Origin of the sequence: Pseudomonas sp. Sample_24 (assembly GCF_004307605.1) — a bacterium.
Classification (GTDB): domain Bacteria; phylum Pseudomonadota; class Gammaproteobacteria; order Pseudomonadales; family Pseudomonadaceae; genus Aquipseudomonas.
Genome location: NZ_RCNW01000114.1, coordinates 1 through 17,676, shown reverse-complemented (window position 1 = coordinate 17,676; position 17,676 = coordinate 1). Strand labels below are relative to the sequence as shown.

The following is a 17,676-nucleotide window of genomic DNA, read 5'->3' as shown; positions in this document are numbered from 1 at the left end:
GGCTCCAGCAGAATGTCCGAGCATTCTGCTGGGGAAAGTCCGGTTAGTCGAGTTTGGCGGCGGGCGGCATTTGTGGCGGTTGCTTGCCATCCTTTATCGGCACAATGGTTTTCGCTTCCGGCTCGATCGGCACCATCTTGTATTCCTGTCCGTGCAGGTTCTTCAGGTAAACCTCCATCTGCCGGAACGAGATGTTGATGTGCTGCTTCTTGAACTCCCGATTGATGAAGCGGTTGACCTCGTCGAGCACCGGGTTGCGGTCGCCGAGGTCGCGCACGTGCATGCGCAGTTCGTGGTCGAGAGTGCTTTCACCGAAGTTCAGGAAATACACGTGGGGTTCCGGATCTTTTAGCACGCGTGGGTTATCCCGCGCGGCCTTCAGCAGCAGCTCTTTGACCAGGTCCAGGTCCGAACCGTAATCGACGCCGAGTTTGAGGGTCACCCGTGTGATGGTGTCGGTCAGCGACCAGTTGATCAGCTGCCCGGTAATGAACGTCTTGTTCGGGACAATGATGTCCTTGCGGTCGAAGTCGGTGATGGTCGTGGCGCGGATGCGGATCTTGCTCACCGTGCCCGACAGGTTGCCGATGGTGATGGTGTCACCGATCCGCACCGGGCGTTCGAACAGGATCATGATGCCGGAGATGAAGTTGGCGAAGATCTCCTGCATGCCGAAACCGAGGCCAACCGACAGCGCGGCCACCAGCCACTGCAACTTGTCCCAGCTCACCCCGAGTGTCGACAGGGTGGAAACGAAACCGACGCCGGCGATCACGTAGGACAGCAACGTCGTCGTGGCGTAAGCACTGCCCTGGGCCAGGTTGAGCTTGGACAGCACGAACACTTCCAGCAGGCCCGGCAAGTTGCGCGCCAGGGCGAAGGTAATGCCGATGATGATCAGTGCGCCGAGCATGTCGCCGATGCTGATCGGCACCATGCTCATGTTGGCGCCGGTGCCGCTGGTGTATTCGTAGAGGGTGATGTTGTCCAGGTACGAGAACACCGTGATCAGGTCGGCCCAGACCCAGTACAGCAAGGCCATGAACCCGCCGAGCAAGGCCAGGCGAATCAGGCGCAGGGACTGTTCGTTGACCTTCTCGATGTCCATGGTCGGCTCTTCGATCACCGCTTCGCCATCGCCGGCCTCCTTGGCCGCCTGCCGCTTGGCGAGGGCGCGCTGATAGGCCAGGCGACGGGCCGCTACGCTCAGGCCACGGACGAAGGTGGCTTCGATCACCAGCCAGAACATCAGCAGGTACAAGGTGTTGATCAGGCGGTCGCTGAGTTTGAGCGCGGTGTAGTAGTAGCCGAAGCACACGGCCACGAACAGCGCCACGGGCAGGATGGTGAACATGACGCCCACGGCTTTGCGGAACAGCGAGGCGTTTTCGTGGGTCGGGCTGCTGACCAGCAGGCGGCTGAGCAGCAATGTCATCAAGGCGTAGCAAGTGAGTACGACCGGCATGCCGATCACGTCATCGGCGAGCCCGGCCGGTTGCAGTTCGGCAACGGCTACCACTGCCACCAGGGCCATCACCACCATCCCGAGCCGACGGACCCAGCCCCGGAGGAATTCGACCTGAGGTTTTTCCCAGCGGAAATGCAGTTCAGCCACGCCGCCCGGTGCGAGGATGCGGTAGGCGGTGTAGAACACCAGCCATGCCTGGGCCATTTGCAGCAACGCCGCGCCCATATTGGCGTTTTGCCCTCGGGCGTCGATTTGCAGGGCCAGGCCGCACAGGGCCAGACCCAACGAGACCGGCATCGCCAACAGGATATTGATCAGAATCGCCTGAGGTGTGTGCCACTGACTGTCACGCTTGAAGTGGCCGATGTCCTGGTGAACCTTGTTCAGACGGGCATACAGTTGCTTGCGACGCCACAGCAGGGCGCCGATCAACAGCGCAAGTGGCAGGAACAGCAGCGGTCGTTGGGTCAGGCCATCAGTCAACTCGCTCAGGCTTGAGGCCAGGGGCAGGGAATCGACCTGGCGTTGCAAGCGATCCGGCACGCTGCGCAGCCATTCAAGGTCCAGCGGTTTATTGCTGGGAATCCAGAACATCTGCTCGTCCAGCGTCGCACGCAGGCTTTGCGCGGTGCTGAGCAATTGCTTCTGGTTCAACTGCAGGGTGATGGACTCGTTGAGCACTGCGCTCAATTCGCGGTTCAGGCGCTCGAGCAGGTCGGCACGCGTGGTCGCCAGTTCCAAGAGGCTTTTGCGCAACTGCGGGGTGACTTGCTCGGGCGGTTGGGCGGCCAGCAGATTGTCGACATAAGTGGCCGGGTTGCTGAGCAATTCCCGTTGTTGGCTGACTTCGAATTGATACAGCCGAATGTCGGCGATCTGGTCGGCGAGGTCGCGATCGACCTTGAGGCGCGGCAGGGCCAGTTTCTGTTTGTAGAGAATCTTCGAGAGCAGCAGGCTGCCCTTGAGCACGCTGATCTGCTCGTCCAGCGCCGCATCGCTTTGGGTCACGCTGTCCAGCTGTTGCTTGGTCTGCAGATTCTGCTGGGTGACTTCGTTGAGACGGTCAGTGCTTTTGAGCAGGTAATCCGAGAGTTTCAGGTTGGCGGTGCTTTCAGTCGCCAACAGGCTGCTGCCGCCGGCCTTCTGTGCTTCGATCGACTGCTGCGTCACCGTCTCTTGGGATTGAGCCAGGCGCTTCTGATTGATCAGGCTTTGCAGGTCCTGGATTTCCCGGTCCAGGCGATCGGATTTTTCCGACAGCAAATCATGCTGGCTGTTGCCCAGGTCTTGCAGCTGGGTATTGCCGGCCAGTTCCTGGCGCCGCAGCGGGATCAAGGCGTTGAGGGCGGCGAGCTCGGCATTGAGCTGGTCGCGCTGCTCGGCGCTCAGGGTCTTGCCGGCGTCTTTGCCGGTCTTGAGCATATTGTTGATCTGCTGGATACGCGTCTGGCTGGCGGAAATTTCCGCCTGGGCACGCTCGGGACGGGTCTGTGCAGTAATGATCAGGCTGTTGGCGTCCGCCAGGGCTTTCTGCAGATCGCTTTGCTGGGTCGATCGCTCAGTGAGCATTTGCTCGAGTTGCTGGATCGACTCTTTTGCGAAGCGTTGCGATACGGGCGCGACGACGCTGGCCTTGAGGCGCGTCAGCTCACGCTGGTTTTCGATGGTTTGCTTGGGCGCGGTGGCCAGTTGCTGCTTGAGATCGCTGAGTTTCTGCTCGTAATCACGCTGATTGTTGAGCTGCGTCAGCGTGCCTTGCAGGACGGACTGCAGAGCCTTTTGATCGGCCTCCGGCAATTTGCGGTCGGCAATCTTGTCCAGACTCGTCTGCACAGATTCGCGGGAGGGCGGTTCGGCGGCTTGCAAAGGTCCGACGGAGAGGCTCAGGCCCAACAGGGCCAGGACGAAAAAGGTGCGCAGGCTTGACATAGAGACCGATCAAAATACGAGGCGAAGAGTGGAGTTTAGAGGAACAAGCCCGGACCCGGGCGACTTCCTTCGGGGAATCTGACGCCCACTTTGTCGATCTTGTTCCCGTCCATGACCGCGACAGTCCAGAGGGTGTTGTTCCACTCCACCTGGTCGCCGACCACCGGCGCTCCCCCGACTTTCTGGGCGATGAACTTGCCCAGAGTCATCTGCGGATCGATGTCTTCGACCTTCAACCCGTACAGGGCAGCAACCGCGGCCAGCTGGGCGTCTCCTTCGAGAACGAAGTCGCCGAAAAAGCGCAAATCGAGGCCGCGTTGCGGTGCCTGGCTGAACAGTTTTCCGAGGGCCGCAAGGTTGTGTTCATGGCCGATTACGCACAGTAAATCATCGACTTCCAGCACCGTACTACCCGACGGATGGAGCAGTTGTTGACCACGAAACAGGGCAGCGATGCGGGTACCTTCGGGCATTTTCAGTTCGCGCAGGGGCGAACCGATGCACCATTTTTCGGCACCGAGGCGATAAACGAACAGTTCCCACTCACTGGTGACATGCACTTCGAGCGCAGACCGGGAAATCGGCGCGGGCTCCGGTGGCACCGTGACCTTTAGCAGCTTGGCGACCCACGGCAGGCTGGTGCCTTGTACCAGCAGCGAGACCAGAACGATGAAGAAGGCCAGGTTGAAGTACAGCTGGGCATTGGGCAGGCCGGCCATCAGCGGGAACACCGCCAGAATGATCGGTACCGCGCCACGCAGGCCCACCCAGGAAATGAACGCCTTTTCGCGGCCATGGAACGCCTTGAACGGCAACAACCCCACCACCACTGACAGCGGCCGCGCAAACAGAATCATCCATAGCGCCAAGGCCAGGGCCGGCAAGGCAATCGGCAGCAAATCGTGGGGCGTGACCAACAGCCCCAGCACCAGGAACATGCCGATCTGTGCCAGCCAGGCCATGCCGTCGAGCATGTGCAGGATGCCGTGGCGGCTGCGTACCGGCCGGTTGCCGATGACCAGACCGCACAGGTACACCGCGAGGAAGCCGCTGCCGTGCAAGGCGTTGGTCAGGGCAAACACCACCAGGCCACCGGCGATGACCAGGATCGGGTACAGACCGGTGGCCAGATTGATCCGGTTGACCAGTTGCAACATCAGCCAGCCGCCGCCGAGGCCAATCACACCACCGATACCGAACTCGCGCAGCAGGTGCGCCAGCAGGCTCCAGTGCAGCCCAGTCTGGCCGCTGGCGAGCATGTCGATCAGCGTGACGGTGAGGAACACCGCCATCGGGTCGTTGCTGCCGGATTCGATCTCCAGGCTGGCGGTCACCCGTTCGTTCAGGCCTTTGCCGCCCAGCAACGAAAACACCGCCGCGGCATCGGTGGAGCCGACGATGGCGCCAATGAGCAGGCCCTGGATCAGGTTCAGGTCGAACAGCCAGGCCGCGGCCATGCCGGTCAGCCCGGTGGTGATCAACACCCCGACCGTGGCCAGCGACAACGCCGGCCACAACGCCACGCGGAAACTCGACACCCGCGTGCGCAAACCGCCGTCGAGCAGGATCACCGCCAGTGCGAGGTTGCCGACCAGATAAGCCGTGGGGTAGTTATCGAAAATAATGCCGCCGCCGTCGACGCCGGCCGCCATGCCAACGGCCAGGATGATCACCAGAATCGGGATGCCGAGGCGCGACGAAAGTGAGCTCACCAGAATGCTTGCACCTACCAGCAACGCGCCGATCAAGAACAGGCTGTTGATGGTCGTCGCATTCAAAGGCAGTACTCCAGAAAGCTGAAAGGCGGGCACAAACTGACCATGCAGTCTGCGTGCCAGCGATTCTAACCTGTTGAAATGTGATGCTGTCAAAAAGCTTTTCTGGTTTATACCAGATCGTTCCCACGCTCTGCGTGGGAACGCCTCAATGGACGCTCTGCGTCCACTTCCGGGGCGCGGAGCGCCCTGGGATGCATGCCCACGCAGAGCGGAACGATCATGGAAAGCTTTTGAAAGCAGTCTTGCACACCCTCTTGAGCAGGGTGGGATCAGTGTGGCGAGGGAGCTCGCTCCCGCTGGGCGCGTAGCGCCCCCAAAACGACACAGCGGTTCGTCAGATTCAGCGCATGGGTCAATTGCGACTGCTTCGCAGCCGAGCGGGAGCAAGCTCCCTCGCCACAGAGGCGACTTCAGATTAAAGGCTGAACCGCCCAACCATGGTGTTCAGGTCCACCGCCAGGCGCGACAACTCACTGCTCGCTGCGCTGGTCTGGTTGGCGCCGGTGGCCGATTGCACCGACAAATCGCGGATATTCACCAGGTTGCGGTCCACTTCACGGGCCACTTGCGCCTGTTCTTCAGCAGCGCTGGCGATTACCAGATTGCGTTCGTTGATTTCGACAATGGCGCTGTTGATGGTGTCCAGTGACATTCCCGCGCCGCGGGCGATGTTCAGGGTCGATTCGGCACGCTCTGTGCTGTTGCGCATCGAATCCACCGCATGTTCGGTGCCGCTCTGGATGCTGCCGATCATGCGCTCGATTTCGCTGGTCGACTGCTGGGTGCGATGAGCCAGTGCCCGCACTTCGTCGGCCACCACCGCAAAACCACGACCGGCTTCACCGGCACGTGCAGCTTCGATGGCCGCGTTCAGGGCCAGCAGGTTGGTCTGGTCGGCCAGGCCACGGATCACGTCCAGTACTTTGCCGATGTCGCGGGACTCGTTCGCCAGGTCGCCGATCAGGGTCGCGGTGCTCTGAACATCGGCGCTCATGCGTTCAATGGCGCTGACGGTTTCCTGCACCAGATCACGGCCGTCGCCGGCAGACGTAGTGGCGTTCTTCGAGGCTTCGGACGTACTTACGGCGTTGCGCGCGACTTCTTCCACTGCACTGGTCATTTCATTGACCGCGGTGGCGGCCTGTTCGATTTCGTTGTTCTGCTGGGTCAGGCCACGGGCACTTTCGTCGGTGACACTGTTGAGCTCTTCCGCGGCGGACGCCAATTGCGTGGCCGAGCCGGAAATCCGCTGCAGGGTGTCGCGCAGTTTGTCCTGCATCTTCGACATCGCCAAGAGCAGGCGGCCGGCCTCATCTTCGCCATCGACGGTGATCGGGCGCGTCAGGTTGCCTTCGGCAATCTGTTCGGCGGCGTTCAGTGCGTTGGCGATGGGGCGGGTGATGCTGTTGGTCAGCAACCAGGCGAACAGCATGGTCAGGGCGGTGGCGATCACAAGCAGGGCGATCACCAGATTGAAGGCCGAATCGTATTGGTCGGCGGCTTGCTGGTTGGTGTCGAGGGTCTGCTGAGTGTTGATCTCCAGCAGTTTGTTCAGCACCGCATTGACCGCTTCGGAGTTACTCAGCAGGTCGGCGTTGAGCAGGTTGCGCAATTCGTCGACCTGATTGTTGCGCGACAGGGTCTTCATCCGATCTTCGATCTGGCGGTATTGCCCAAGCAACTGCACGTATTGATCGTAGGCCGCACGTTCCTCGGGGCTGCTGATCAGTTTTTCGTAGACGTTCTGGGCGGTGCGGATCTGCTGGTTGCGCATTTCCAGCAGCTCCATGGTCTTGTGCTGCACATCTGGTTCACGGTTGACCAGCAAACGGTAGGACAACACGCGCAAACGCAGGGTCAGCTGGGTGAACTCGTCGAGGCTCTTGATGCTGGGCACGCTGCTGACGGTGATGTTCTCGGCGGCGTCGCGGATCTTGCTCATCTGGTTCAGGGCGAACACGCCCAGCAGCATCATCAAACCGCCAATCAGGGCAAAACCGAGGAACGCTCGCGGCGCAATATTCATATTTCGAAGGGACATGGTGTTTACCGAAGAGAGCGCACCAGAGGGTGCCGAGGCTGACGTATGGATGACTTATCGGTCATGCGCCTGAAGTCTTGAGTCCCTGCGCGGTTTTGCCGCACAAACGTCATGGCGACGAAGTGCAGGAACCAGATCGGCCGATCACAGTCTCTACAGTTCGCGAGAAAGGTCGGTCGTCAGGAAAATCAGGGCCTTGGGCCCGTATAACCCTGGCTTCCACAGTGACTTTTCTTTATCTTACGCGCCCTTTGAAAATGCCTGGAAAATCAAAATGTTGGAAGCATCCCTAAGCCAATTGGAACAGCTGGTCAGCGACCTGGTGCAACAGAACCAGACCCTGCTCGGCACCAACCAAGCCCTGAGCGCCGAACTGGCCCAGGCCAAGGATGAAAACGAAAGCCTGCAACTGAGCCTGATGGAACAGGAAGAGAAACAAGGCGCCACCGCCGCGCGCATTCAAGCCCTGGTTGAGCGTGTGAGCGCTGGCCCAGTCAGCGCATGAGTTACGGCCCGGGTGTGAAAGTCGTCTCGATCCTGGGTGAGGACTATTCGATCAAGGCCCCGGCCGGGGAAGAGCAGACCCTGCTGGACGCTGCATTAATGTTGAAGGCTGCCCTGGCCGACACCAAAAAGAAGTACCCGACGCTGATCGGAGACCGATTGCTGGTACTGGCCGCGATGAATCTGTGCTCGCAACAGATCGAAATGCAGAAGCAGCACAAGCTCGAACTCGACCGTTACCAAGAGCAAGTCAACGCCACGGTTGAAGTGATCTCCAAGACGATCAATCAGGCCTGATCGGCTTTGCGCACAACCAAAGAATAAATTGTCGTTTGCGTTGTATACAATCGGCACGGCTGTTGCAGTGTTTCAGCCTCTTATTCTTTGGGGGTGCTCCATGCAGTTCTGGCGACGCAGTATTCAATGGCAGTTGATCTTGAGCATGGGCACCGCCCTGCTCGTCAGTATTCTGATCGTGGTTGGCATTTATACCCTGGTGGTCAACCGCCTCGCCCAGAGCTATCTGGTCGAACAAGCGCTGCCGTCGAGCATCGAAGCGATGCGCAACGACATCGAGCGCATCCTCGTTCAGCCACTCACCGCCGCCAAGGACATCGCCAGCAACAGCATGGTGCGCGACTGGTTGGCCGAGGGTGAAAACAGTGCCCAGGCCGCTACGTTCACCACTTACCTCGAAGGCATCCGCGCCGAACACAAGGCCTTTACCGCACTGATTGTCGGCACCGCGTCCAACCACTACTTCAATGAAAAAGGCCTGGACCGGACCCTCAGCCGCACCAACCCCAAAGACGCGTGGTTCTATGCGTTTCTCGATAGCGACCAGCCGCGCACCCTCAACATCGACAATGACACCGCCAGCGGAGAATTGGCGCTTTTCATCGACCTTAAAGTCGAAAAGGCCGGCAAAGTCGTGGGCGTTGCCGGGCTGGGCCTGAGCATGAAGGAGCTCTCCGAGCTGATTCACAACTTCAGTTTCGGAGAGCGTGGCAAGGTCTATCTCGTGCGTTCCGACGGTTTGATCCAGGTTCATCCCCAAGCGCAATTGAGTGGTAAACGTACCCTGGCAGAGCAAATTGGCGCGGCGGCGGCGGGCGCGTCTCTGGGTCAAAAAACTGCCACGAGTAATAGCTTCCAGCGGGACGGTGAAGACTTCCTCGCATTAAGCCTGCCTCTGCGCGATCTCGGCTGGACCCTGGTGGCCGAAGTGCCGCAGTCGCAGATTTACGCTGAAGCCCGTCGCGCCATGTGGATGAGCAGCGGCATCGGCCTGGCAGTGGCGGTGATATGCCTGTTGCTGGTGGTGTTGCTGGCCCGGGGATTGGTCCGACCGATCCGCCAGGTAACAGCAGCGTTGGTGGCCATCGGTAGCGGTGGTGGCGATTTGACCCATCGGCTGGATTCCAGCCGCGCCGATGAGCTGGGCGATCTGGCGCGAGGGTTCAATCGGTTCCTCGACAGCCAGCGCGACATGATCGGCGAAGTGCTCACCACCAGCGAACGCTTGCGTACGGCTGTCGGGCAAGTGGCGCGGGTGGTGGAAAACACCGCCGAACGCTCGGGCCGACAACAGGAAATGACCGACATGGTCGCTACTGCGGTCCATGAGATGGGTCTGACCGTGCAAGAGATCGCGCAGAACGCCGGTAACGCGGCAGTCGCTTCGCAAAACGCCCGGGATGAAGCAATGCAGGCACGGGAAGTGGTCGGCGGATCGATCCGGCACATTGAAAGCATGTCCGACGAAATCGGCGTTGCCGCCACGGCGGTCGGGGAGCTGGCCCACCAGGTGGCGTCCATCGATCAGGTGTTGGCAGTGATCCGCGGGATCTCCGAGCAAACCAATTTGCTGGCGCTCAACGCTGCCATCGAAGCCGCACGTGCAGGCGATATGGGGCGCGGGTTTGCGGTGGTCGCCGATGAAGTGCGCACACTGGCACGGCGTACACAATCGTCCACCGATGAGATTCAACAAATGATCGGCAGTCTCAAGCAGGGCGCGGAAAATGCGGTGTCGTCGATGCATTCCGGGCAAGCGGCGACCGGTACCGGTGTCGAATCCAGTCAACGCACCGGAGCGTCGTTGACCGCGATTACCGGGCAGGTCGAACGCATCAGCGACATGAATCATCAGGTGGCAACGGCGACCGAAGAGCAGTCGGCAGTGACCGAAGAGATCAACCGTAACGTGCAGGGCATTTCCGATCTGGCCCGGGCGACGGCGGGGGAGGTCAGGGCTTGTCGTGAGGATTGTCAGACATTGCAACGTCTGGCGGACGATCTGGCGCGGCAGATGGGTGGGTTCAAGTTGAGTTGATGGTTGGCGGTGCGGGCCTCATCGCGGGCAAGCCCGCTCCCACAGGGTTTTGTGTTGAGCACAAGATTTGTGATCAAGAGAGATACCTGTGGGAGCTGGCTTGCCAGCGATTGGATTTCAGCTACAACCCAAGACTTGCTTCAGAACCACTCATCCTGCATGCCCAGGCAGGCATCATCCCGCGCTTCAAGAATCGCCAGTTCATGGTGACAACCCGGCACCTCCCACGTCAGGAAGTATCGCGCCGCCTGCAACTTGCCTTTATAGAAGCTCACATCCGCCGCATTGCCCTTGGCCAAGCCTTCTTCGGCGCGAATCGCCTGTTCCAGCCAGCGCCAGCCAATCACCGTGTGCCCGAACACCTTCAGGTAGAGCGCCGAATTCGCCAGGCTGCTGTTGACCTTGCCTTGGGCCAGGTCGGTCAGCAGGCCGATGGTCACGGTTTGCAGGCGCGCCACCAGTTTCTCCAGTGGTTCACGCAGCGCAGTCAGCGAATCAAACGCCTGTGCACGCTCGGCGGTGTCGGCGATCAAGCGGATCAGTTGCTTGAGCCCCGCGCCGCCATTCTGCGCCAGTTTACGGCCGAGCAAGTCCAGGGATTGAATGCCGTGGGTGCCTTCGTGAATCGGGTTCAGGCGGTTGTCGCGGTAATACTGCTCCACCGGGTATTCGCGGGTGTAGCCGTGGCCGCCGAGGATCTGGATCGCCAGTTCGTTGGCCTTCAGGCAAAACTCCGACGGCCAGGATTTGACGATGGGGGTCAGCAGATCCAACAGTTCATGGGCCTGCTTGCGCGCCTCTTCCGTCTCGAGAGTCGTGGTGTCATCGAACAGCCGTGCCGCGTACAGGCCAAGGTCGAACGAACCTTCGACGTAGGCTTTTTGCGTCAACAACATGCGCTTCACGTCGGCATGTTGAATGATCGCCACAGGGGCGGTATTGGGGTCTTTGCTATCCGGCACCCGTCCTTGCGGACGTTCGCGGGCGTATTCCAGCGAATACAGATAGCCGGCATAGCCAAGCATCACTGCGCCCATGCCGACACCGATGCGCGCTTCGTTCATCATCTGGAACATATAGCTCAAGCCATGGTGCGGCTTGCCCACCAGATAGCCGACGCACTCACCGTTGTCACCGAAGTTCAGTGCGGTAGAAGTAGTGCCGCGCCAGCCCATCTTGTGGAACAACCCGGCCAGCAGCACGTCATTACGCTTGCCCAGGCTGCCGTCATCGTTGACCAGGAATTTCGGCACGATAAACAGGGAGATCCCCTTCACCCCGGCCGGTGCGTCCGGCAGCTTGGCCAGTACCATGTGCACGATGTTTTCCGACAGCGGATGGTCGCCACCGGAGATGAAGATTTTATTGCCCTTGAGTCGATAGGTGCCGTCAGACGCAGGCTCGGCGCGAGTGCGAATATCCGACAACGATGAGCCTGCATGGGGTTCAGTCAGGGCCATGGTGCCGAAGAAACGGCCGTCGATCATCGGTTGCAGAAAACGGCGTTTCTGCTCTTCGGTGCCGAAGCTTTCGATCAGGTTCGCTGCGCCCATGGTCAGGAATGGATACGAAGTCGACGCTGCGTTCGCTGACTGAAAATGCGCGAAGCACGCCTGGGACAGCAGTGTAGGAAGTTGCATGCCGCCGGCGTCGAAACTGCGCGCGGCATTGAGGAAGCCTGCTTCAAGGAACGCATCCACCGCCGGTTTCACTTCCGGAATCAGAATCGCCTGACCGTCCTCGTAGCGCGGCTCGTTCTCGTCACCCTTTCGGTTGTGCGGGGCGAAGAACTTTTCGGCGATGCTTCTGGCAGTGCCGATGGCGGCATCGAAGGTTTCGCGATTGTGCTCGGCGAAACGCTCACGCTGGGTCAGGCCCTCGGCATCGGGGACTTCGTACAGCTCGAAAGCCAGATTGCGGGAACTGAGCAACGTCTCGGACATGGCGGCCTACCTTTTATTGGGATGGGCCGAGTCTAGGCGTGCGAATTGAGGCTGAACAGGATGATTGATAGCGGTGATGTTGGAGCCGAGCACCGACTTGATCGTTCCCACGCTCCGCGTGGGAATGCAGCCCAGGACGCTCAGCGTCCCCAAACGACGTGACGCAGAGCGTCACAGGAGGCATTCCCACGCAGAGCGTGGGAACGATCACACGATCTTGGTGCAGAGGTTTAACCGATGGTCATCAAGCTGGCATTACCACCTGCCGCCGCGGTGTTGACGCTCAGCGCCCGCTCGATCACCAGACGCTCCAGCGCAATGTTGGACTCGCCTTGCGACAGACCCTGCACGCCAACGATCGCACCGGCACGCTTGGCCACTTGCTGGCAGACCGCGCGCAACTGATCGGAATGACCGTGGTGCAGAACCGCGTCAAACACCACCTCGTCCTTGTTCCAGTCGGACACCAGCTTGATGCGTGCCTGAATGTCCTTCGGCAGGCGTGCGAACAATGCCTTGGTCAACTCGGCGTCCGGCCATACTGCCGAACCGCCGACAGCCAATACCGCTGCCAGTTGAGTCAACAGGTCGCCTTCGACTTCCGCCAGGCACAGCACGTGCTCACGCGGCAGAATCGCATAGCTGTTGCGCTCGCCGGTCGGGCCTGCCAGTACGCGGGTGATACCGCTTTGCGATTGCGCGGCGAACTGCACGCACAGGGTGCTCAGGTCAGCGAATTTGTTGCTGTCGGCCCAGGCTTTCAGGGCGGTCAGCGGCTTGCTCAGGGCTTCACGCAGTCGTACATCCGGTGCGGCAAGAGCGTCACCGCGAGCGAAGGATTGTTCGATCGCATCGGTAGGACGCGTCGACAGCAGACGGTACAGGTACAGCGGGCCGCCGGCTTTCGGGCCAGTACCCGACAAACCTTCGCCACCGAACGGTTGTACACCAACCACGGCACCGACGATGTTGCGGTTGACGTAGACGTTACCGGCATTGACGTTATCGATCACCTTGGCGATGGTCTCGTCGATGCGGGTGTGTACACCCAACGTCAGGCCATAGCCGGAAGCGTTGATCTGGCCGATCAGTTGATCGATGTCTTTGCGCTTGTAGCGAACCACGTGCAGCACCGGGCCGAAGATCTCCCGTTGCAGTTCGTCGAAGCTTTCCAGTTCGATCAGTGTCGGCATCACGAAGGTGCCGCGTTTGACTTCTTCGGCGTCGGCGATGGCCACCTGGTACACGCTGCGACCTTTGTCGCGCATGGCCTGGATGTGCTTCTCGATGCCAGCCTTGGCTTCGGCGTCGATCACCGGGCCGATGTCCACGGACAGGCGCTCGGGATTGCCGAGACGACTTTCAGCCATGGCACCCTTGAGCATTTCGATGACGCGGTCGGCGGAATCTTCCTGCAGGCACAGGACGCGCAGGGCCGAGCAACGCTGGCCGGCGCTGTCGAAGGCCGACGAAACCACGTCGATCACCACTTGTTCGGTGAGGGCCGAAGAGTCGACGATCATTGCGTTCTGGCCGCCGGTTTCGGCGATCAGCGGGATCGGACGGCCCTGGCTGTCCAGGCGACCGGCGATGTTGCGTTGCAACAGACGAGCGACTTCGGTCGAACCGGTGAACATCACGCCTTTGACGCGATCGTCACCCACCAGACCGGCACCGACGGTTTCGCCACGGCCCGGCAGCAGTTGCAGCACGCCTTCCGGGATGCCGGCTTCGAGCAGTAGGCGCACGGCCTGAGCCGCTACCAGCGGAGTCTGTTCGGCAGGCTTGGCCAGTACCGGGTTACCGGCAGCCAGGGCAGCAGCCACCTGGCCGCTGAAAATTGCCAGCGGGAAGTTCCACGGACTGATGCATACCACCGGACCCAATGGGCGGTGGGCGTCATTGCTGAAATCGTTGCGTGCCTGCACTGCGTAGTAGCGCAGGAAGTCCACGGCTTCGCGCACTTCGGCGATGGCGTTGGCGAAAGTCTTGCCGGCTTCGCGAGCCAACAGGCCCATCAGCGGCTGGATCTCGGCTTCCATCAGGTCGGCGGCACGTTCCAGGATCGCGGCGCGCTCGGCGGGCGGGGTGGCCTGCCAGATCGGTGCGGCATTGAGGGCGCACTGGATGGCGTTGTCGACGTCTTCGACAGTGGCTTCCTGCACATGGCCAACCACGTCACGCAAATCGGACGGGTTCAGCACCGGCGCCGGCGCTTCGTTGCTGGAAGCGCAACCGAGCATCGGCGCGGCTTTCCAGTGGTTGTGCGCGGTGGCGAGCAGGGCGCAGGACAGCGAGGCCAGGCGATGCTCGTTGGCCATGTCGATGCCGGCGGAGTTGGCGCGCTCGGCGCCATACAGGTCACGCGGCAATGGAATACGCGGGTGCGGCAGGCCGAAACCACCTTCCACGGTCGCCATCTGCTCGATGCTGGCCACCGGATCGGCCACCAGTTCCTGAATGGAGATCGACTGATCGGCAATACGGTTGACGAACGAAGTGTTCGCGCCGTTTTCCAGCAGACGACGAACCAGGTACGCCAACAGGGTTTCGTGGGTGCCGACTGGAGCGTACACGCGGCAAGGTCGGTTCAGCTTGCCTTCGGAAACTTTGCCTACAACTTGTTCGTACAGTGGTTCGCCCATGCCGTGCAGGCACTGGAATTCGTACTGGCCCGGGTAATAGTTCTGACCGGCGATGTGATAAATGGCCGACAAGGTGTGGGCGTTGTGCGTGGCGAACTGCGGGTAGATGACTTCTGGCACCGACAGCAGTTTGCGTGCACAAGCGATGTAGGAAACGTCGGTGTACACCTTGCGGGTGTAGACCGGATAGCCTTCCAGGCCTTCTACCTGGGCGCGCTTGATTTCGCTGTCCCAGTACGCGCCTTTCACCAGGCGGATCATCAGGCGATGACGGCTGCGGCGAGCCAGGTCGATCACGTAGTCGATCACGTACGGGCAACGCTTCTGGTAAGCCTGGATCACGAAACCGATGCCATTCCAGCCAGTCAGCTGCGGCTCGAAGCACAGGCGCTCGAGCAGATCCAGCGACAGCTCGAGACGGTCGGCTTCTTCGGCGTCGATGTTCAGGCCGATGTCGTATTGCTTGGCCAGCAGGGTCAGCGACAGCAGGCGTGGGTACAGCTCATCCATCACGCGCTCGTACTGCGCACGGCTGTAGCGCGGGTGCAGTGCGGACAGTTTGATGGAGATGCCCGGGCCTTCATAAATCCCACGGCCGTGGGACGCTTTACCGATCGAATGGATGGCTTGTTCGTACGAGGCCAGGTACTTCTGCGCGTCGTGTTCGGTCAACGCCGCTTCGCCGAGCATGTCGTAGGAGTAGCGGAAGCCCTTGGCTTCGAACTTGCTCGCATTGGCCAGGGCTTCAGCGATGGTTTCACCGGTGACGAACTGCTCGCCCATCAGGCGCATGGCCATGTCGACGCCCTTACGGATCATCGGCTCGCCGCTCTTGCCGATGATGCGGCTCAGGGACGAAGTCAAACCCGCTTCGTTGTGCGTGGACACCAGTTTGCCGGTCAGCAGCAGCCCCCAGGTAGCGGCGTTGACGAACAGCGACGGGCTGTTGCCCAGGTGTGGTTGCCAGTTGCCGGTGCTGATCTTGTCGCGGATCAGCGCGTCGCGAGTGCCTTTGTCCGGGATGCGCAGCAGCGCTTCGGCCAGGCACATCAGCGCCACGCCTTCCTGGGACGACAGGGAAAATTCCTGCAACAGGCCCTGCACGATGCCGGCACGGCCGCCAGCGCTCTTCTGGTTGCGCAGTTTTTCCGCAATGGAGGCGGCCAGTTTGTTGGTGGCTTCGGCCATCGGCGCCGGCAGGCGTGCCTGCTCGATCAGCATCGGCACCACTTCCGGCTCCGGGCGACGGTAAGCGGCGGTGATCGATGCGCGCAGTACCGATTGCGGCAGGATGCTTTCGGCGAATTCAAGGAAGCACTGGTGGGCGTGATCCAGAGGCGCATCGACGGCATCGTCGGAATCCTTGGTCGAACCGTTCAGCTCGGTCAGGGTTGCACCACCCTCGAGTTTTTCCAGGTAATTGAAAATTGCCTGCTTGATCAGCCAGTGTGGCGTGCGATCAATCGAGGTCGCGGCAGCCTTCAGGCGTTCGCGGGTCGGGTCGTCAAGTTTGACGCCAAGGGTGGTGGTAGCCATGTTTTTATCCTCATGTTTGCCACGACCGCGTGGCATCAGCTGGCGGCAAGATTAGCCGTGCGACTCCTGAGGTGCAACCGGGTGCAACCCTTTTTTTGTCGGATTAATACGCAGCTCGTCAGGAAATAAATTCTGGTACGACCGTGCTGCATTTCCTTGGGGCTTTTTTGATGGATCGCCGGCGATCTTTGCTCCGAAAAGGAGCAAAAACAGCGCATAACAAGATTTTTCCGACTAGGTGCAACTTATTCTCCAGAAATGGGTTGCACCTTATTTGCTTTGTTGAATAGCATTCGCGCCCCAAGGTGCAACCGTCGAAGAGGCCGGTGCACCGGCTGATGGCTTTCCTGGGGAAACATCAGTCATAAATGCGCGGGATCCCGAATCGTCTGTCAAACGTCACCGTTTGCGAGCGGTTCACCAGCCGCCGCTACATAAAAACAAAGCCAGGGCGTCACTTAAATGAGCGTAAGCAATCCAACCCTGATCACGTTCGTGATCTACATCGCAGCAATGGTGCTGATCGGCTTCATGGCCTATCGCTCCACCAATAACCTTTCTGACTACATTCTGGGCGGCCGTAGCCTGGGCAGCGTCGTGACGGCACTGTCCGCCGGTGCTTCCGACATGAGCGGCTGGTTGTTGATGGGCCTGCCGGGCGCCATCTACATGTCCGGTCTGTCCGAAAGCTGGATCGCCATAGGCCTGATCATCGGTGCTTACCTGAACTGGCTGTTCGTTGCCGGTCGCCTGCGCGTGCAGACCGAGCACAACGGTGATGCCCTGACTCTGCCGGATTATTTCGCCAGCCGTTTTGAAGACAAAAGCGGCCTCCTGCGGATCATCTCCGCCGTCGTGATCCTGGTGTTCTTCACCATCTACTGCGCTTCCGGCATCGTGGCTGGCGCCCGTCTGTTCGAAAGCACCTTCGGCATGTCCTACGAGACTGCGCTGTGGGCCGGCGCTGCGGCGACGATTGCCTACACCTTCGTCGGCGGTTTCCTGGCGGTGAGCTGGACTGACACCGTACAAGCCACCCTGATGATCTTCGCCCTGTTGCTGACGCCGATCATCGTGCTGCTGGCCACCGGTGGCGTGGATACCACGTTCCTGGCCATCGAAGCGCAAGATCCAAGCAACTTCGACATGCTGAAAAACACCACCTTCATCGGCATCATCTCGCTGATGGGTTGGGGTCTGGGCTACTTCGGTCAGCCGCACATCCTGGCGCGTTTCATGGCAGCGGATTCGGTCAAGTCGATCGCCAACGCCCGTCGCATTTCCATGACCTGGATGATCCTCTGCCTGGGCGGCACCGTGGCTGTTGGCTTCTTCGGTATCGCGTACTTCTCGGCGCACCCTGAAGTGGCCGGTCCAGTGACTGAAAACCACGAACGTGTGTTCATCGAACTGGCCAAGATCCTGTTCAACCCATGGATTGCCGGTGTACTGCTGTCGGCCATTCTGGCCGCTGTCATGAGCACCCTGAGCTGCCAG

The 17,676-nt window shown here is 60.4% G+C and carries 9 protein-coding genes; 4 read left to right on the top strand and 5 right to left on the bottom strand.

The annotated features are described in order from the left end of the window. Positions 1-43: 43 nt before the first annotated feature. From mscK to D8V06_RS05430, 3 genes are all read right to left on the bottom strand, one after another. Entirely contained in the window at positions 44-3,397 is a 3,354-nt protein-coding gene (gene mscK, locus D8V06_RS05440; protein WP_056852305.1) for a mechanosensitive channel MscK, read from the bottom strand. 35 nt (positions 3,398-3,432) lie between these two features. After that, entirely contained in the window at positions 3,433-5,175 is a 1,743-nt protein-coding gene (locus D8V06_RS05435; RefSeq protein WP_056852306.1) for a potassium/proton antiporter, read from the bottom strand. A gap of 415 nt (positions 5,176-5,590) precedes the next feature. Beyond that, positions 5,591-7,216 (bottom strand): methyl-accepting chemotaxis protein, encoded by a 1,626-nt coding sequence (locus D8V06_RS05430; protein WP_056852307.1) that lies wholly within the window; start codon positions 7,214-7,216, stop codon positions 5,591-5,593. A 274-nt stretch (positions 7,217-7,490) separates the two neighbouring features. On the opposite strand from D8V06_RS05430, the gene D8V06_RS05425 reads away from it, so the two are divergent. The 3 genes from D8V06_RS05425 (at position 7,491) to D8V06_RS05415 (ending at position 10,055) form a co-directional block, all read left to right on the top strand. Next, the gene (locus tag D8V06_RS05425; protein WP_056852308.1) at positions 7,491-7,721 is read left to right on the top strand and encodes a hypothetical protein; all 231 of its coding nucleotides are present in this window, start codon (positions 7,491-7,493) and stop codon (positions 7,719-7,721) included. Next, positions 7,718-8,017, top strand: a complete 300-nt coding sequence (locus tag D8V06_RS05420) for a cell division protein ZapA (protein ID WP_056852309.1) — start codon at positions 7,718-7,720, stop codon at positions 8,015-8,017. Before D8V06_RS05425 ends, D8V06_RS05420 begins: the two co-directional genes overlap by 4 nt. Before the next feature lie 100 nt (positions 8,018-8,117). Next, positions 8,118-10,055 carry a methyl-accepting chemotaxis protein gene (locus D8V06_RS05415; RefSeq protein ID WP_130930569.1) on the top strand — a complete coding sequence of 646 codons (1,938 nt, stop codon included), beginning with the start codon at positions 8,118-8,120 and terminating at the stop codon, positions 10,053-10,055. A 140-nt stretch (positions 10,056-10,195) separates the two neighbouring features. On the opposite strand, the gene D8V06_RS05410 is transcribed toward D8V06_RS05415, so the two are convergent. Both D8V06_RS05410 and putA read right to left on the bottom strand, forming a co-directional pair. Next, the gene (locus D8V06_RS05410) at positions 10,196-11,998 is read right to left on the bottom strand and encodes an acyl-CoA dehydrogenase (protein WP_130930568.1); all 1,803 of its coding nucleotides are present in this window, start codon (positions 11,996-11,998) and stop codon (positions 10,196-10,198) included. Positions 11,999-12,228: 230 nt separating this feature from the next. Then, positions 12,229-16,179 carry a trifunctional transcriptional regulator/proline dehydrogenase/L-glutamate gamma-semialdehyde dehydrogenase gene (gene putA / locus D8V06_RS05405; RefSeq protein WP_130930567.1) on the bottom strand — a complete coding sequence of 1,317 codons (3,951 nt, stop codon included), beginning with the start codon at positions 16,177-16,179 and terminating at the stop codon, positions 12,229-12,231. Between the two features lie 462 nt (positions 16,180-16,641). On the opposite strand from putA, the gene putP reads away from it, so the two are divergent. Next, positions 16,642-17,676: sodium/proline symporter PutP (gene putP, locus D8V06_RS05400; protein ID WP_130930566.1), on the top strand; the 1,035-nt coding region annotated here is incomplete at its 3' end.

Bases quoted from the DNA above. Each gene is read 5' to 3' on its own strand.
- D8V06_RS05425 (WP_056852308.1), top strand. From the start codon at position 7,491: ATGTTGGAAGCATCCCTAAGCCAATTGGAACAGCTGGTCAGCGACCTG.
- D8V06_RS05420 (WP_056852309.1), top strand. From the start codon at position 7,718: ATGAGTTACGGCCCGGGTGTGAAAGTCGTCTCGATCCTGGGTGAGGAC.
- putA (WP_130930567.1), bottom strand. From the start codon at position 16,179: ATGGCTACCACCACCCTTGGCGTCAAACTTGACGACCCGACCCGCGAA.
- D8V06_RS05410 (WP_130930568.1), bottom strand. From the start codon at position 11,998: ATGTCCGAGACGTTGCTCAGTTCCCGCAATCTGGCTTTCGAGCTGTAC.
- D8V06_RS05415 (WP_130930569.1), top strand. From the start codon at position 8,118: ATGCAGTTCTGGCGACGCAGTATTCAATGGCAGTTGATCTTGAGCATG.
- D8V06_RS05430 (WP_056852307.1), bottom strand. From the start codon at position 7,216: ATGTCCCTTCGAAATATGAATATTGCGCCGCGAGCGTTCCTCGGTTTT.
- mscK (WP_056852305.1), bottom strand. From the start codon at position 3,397: ATGTCAAGCCTGCGCACCTTTTTCGTCCTGGCCCTGTTGGGCCTGAGC.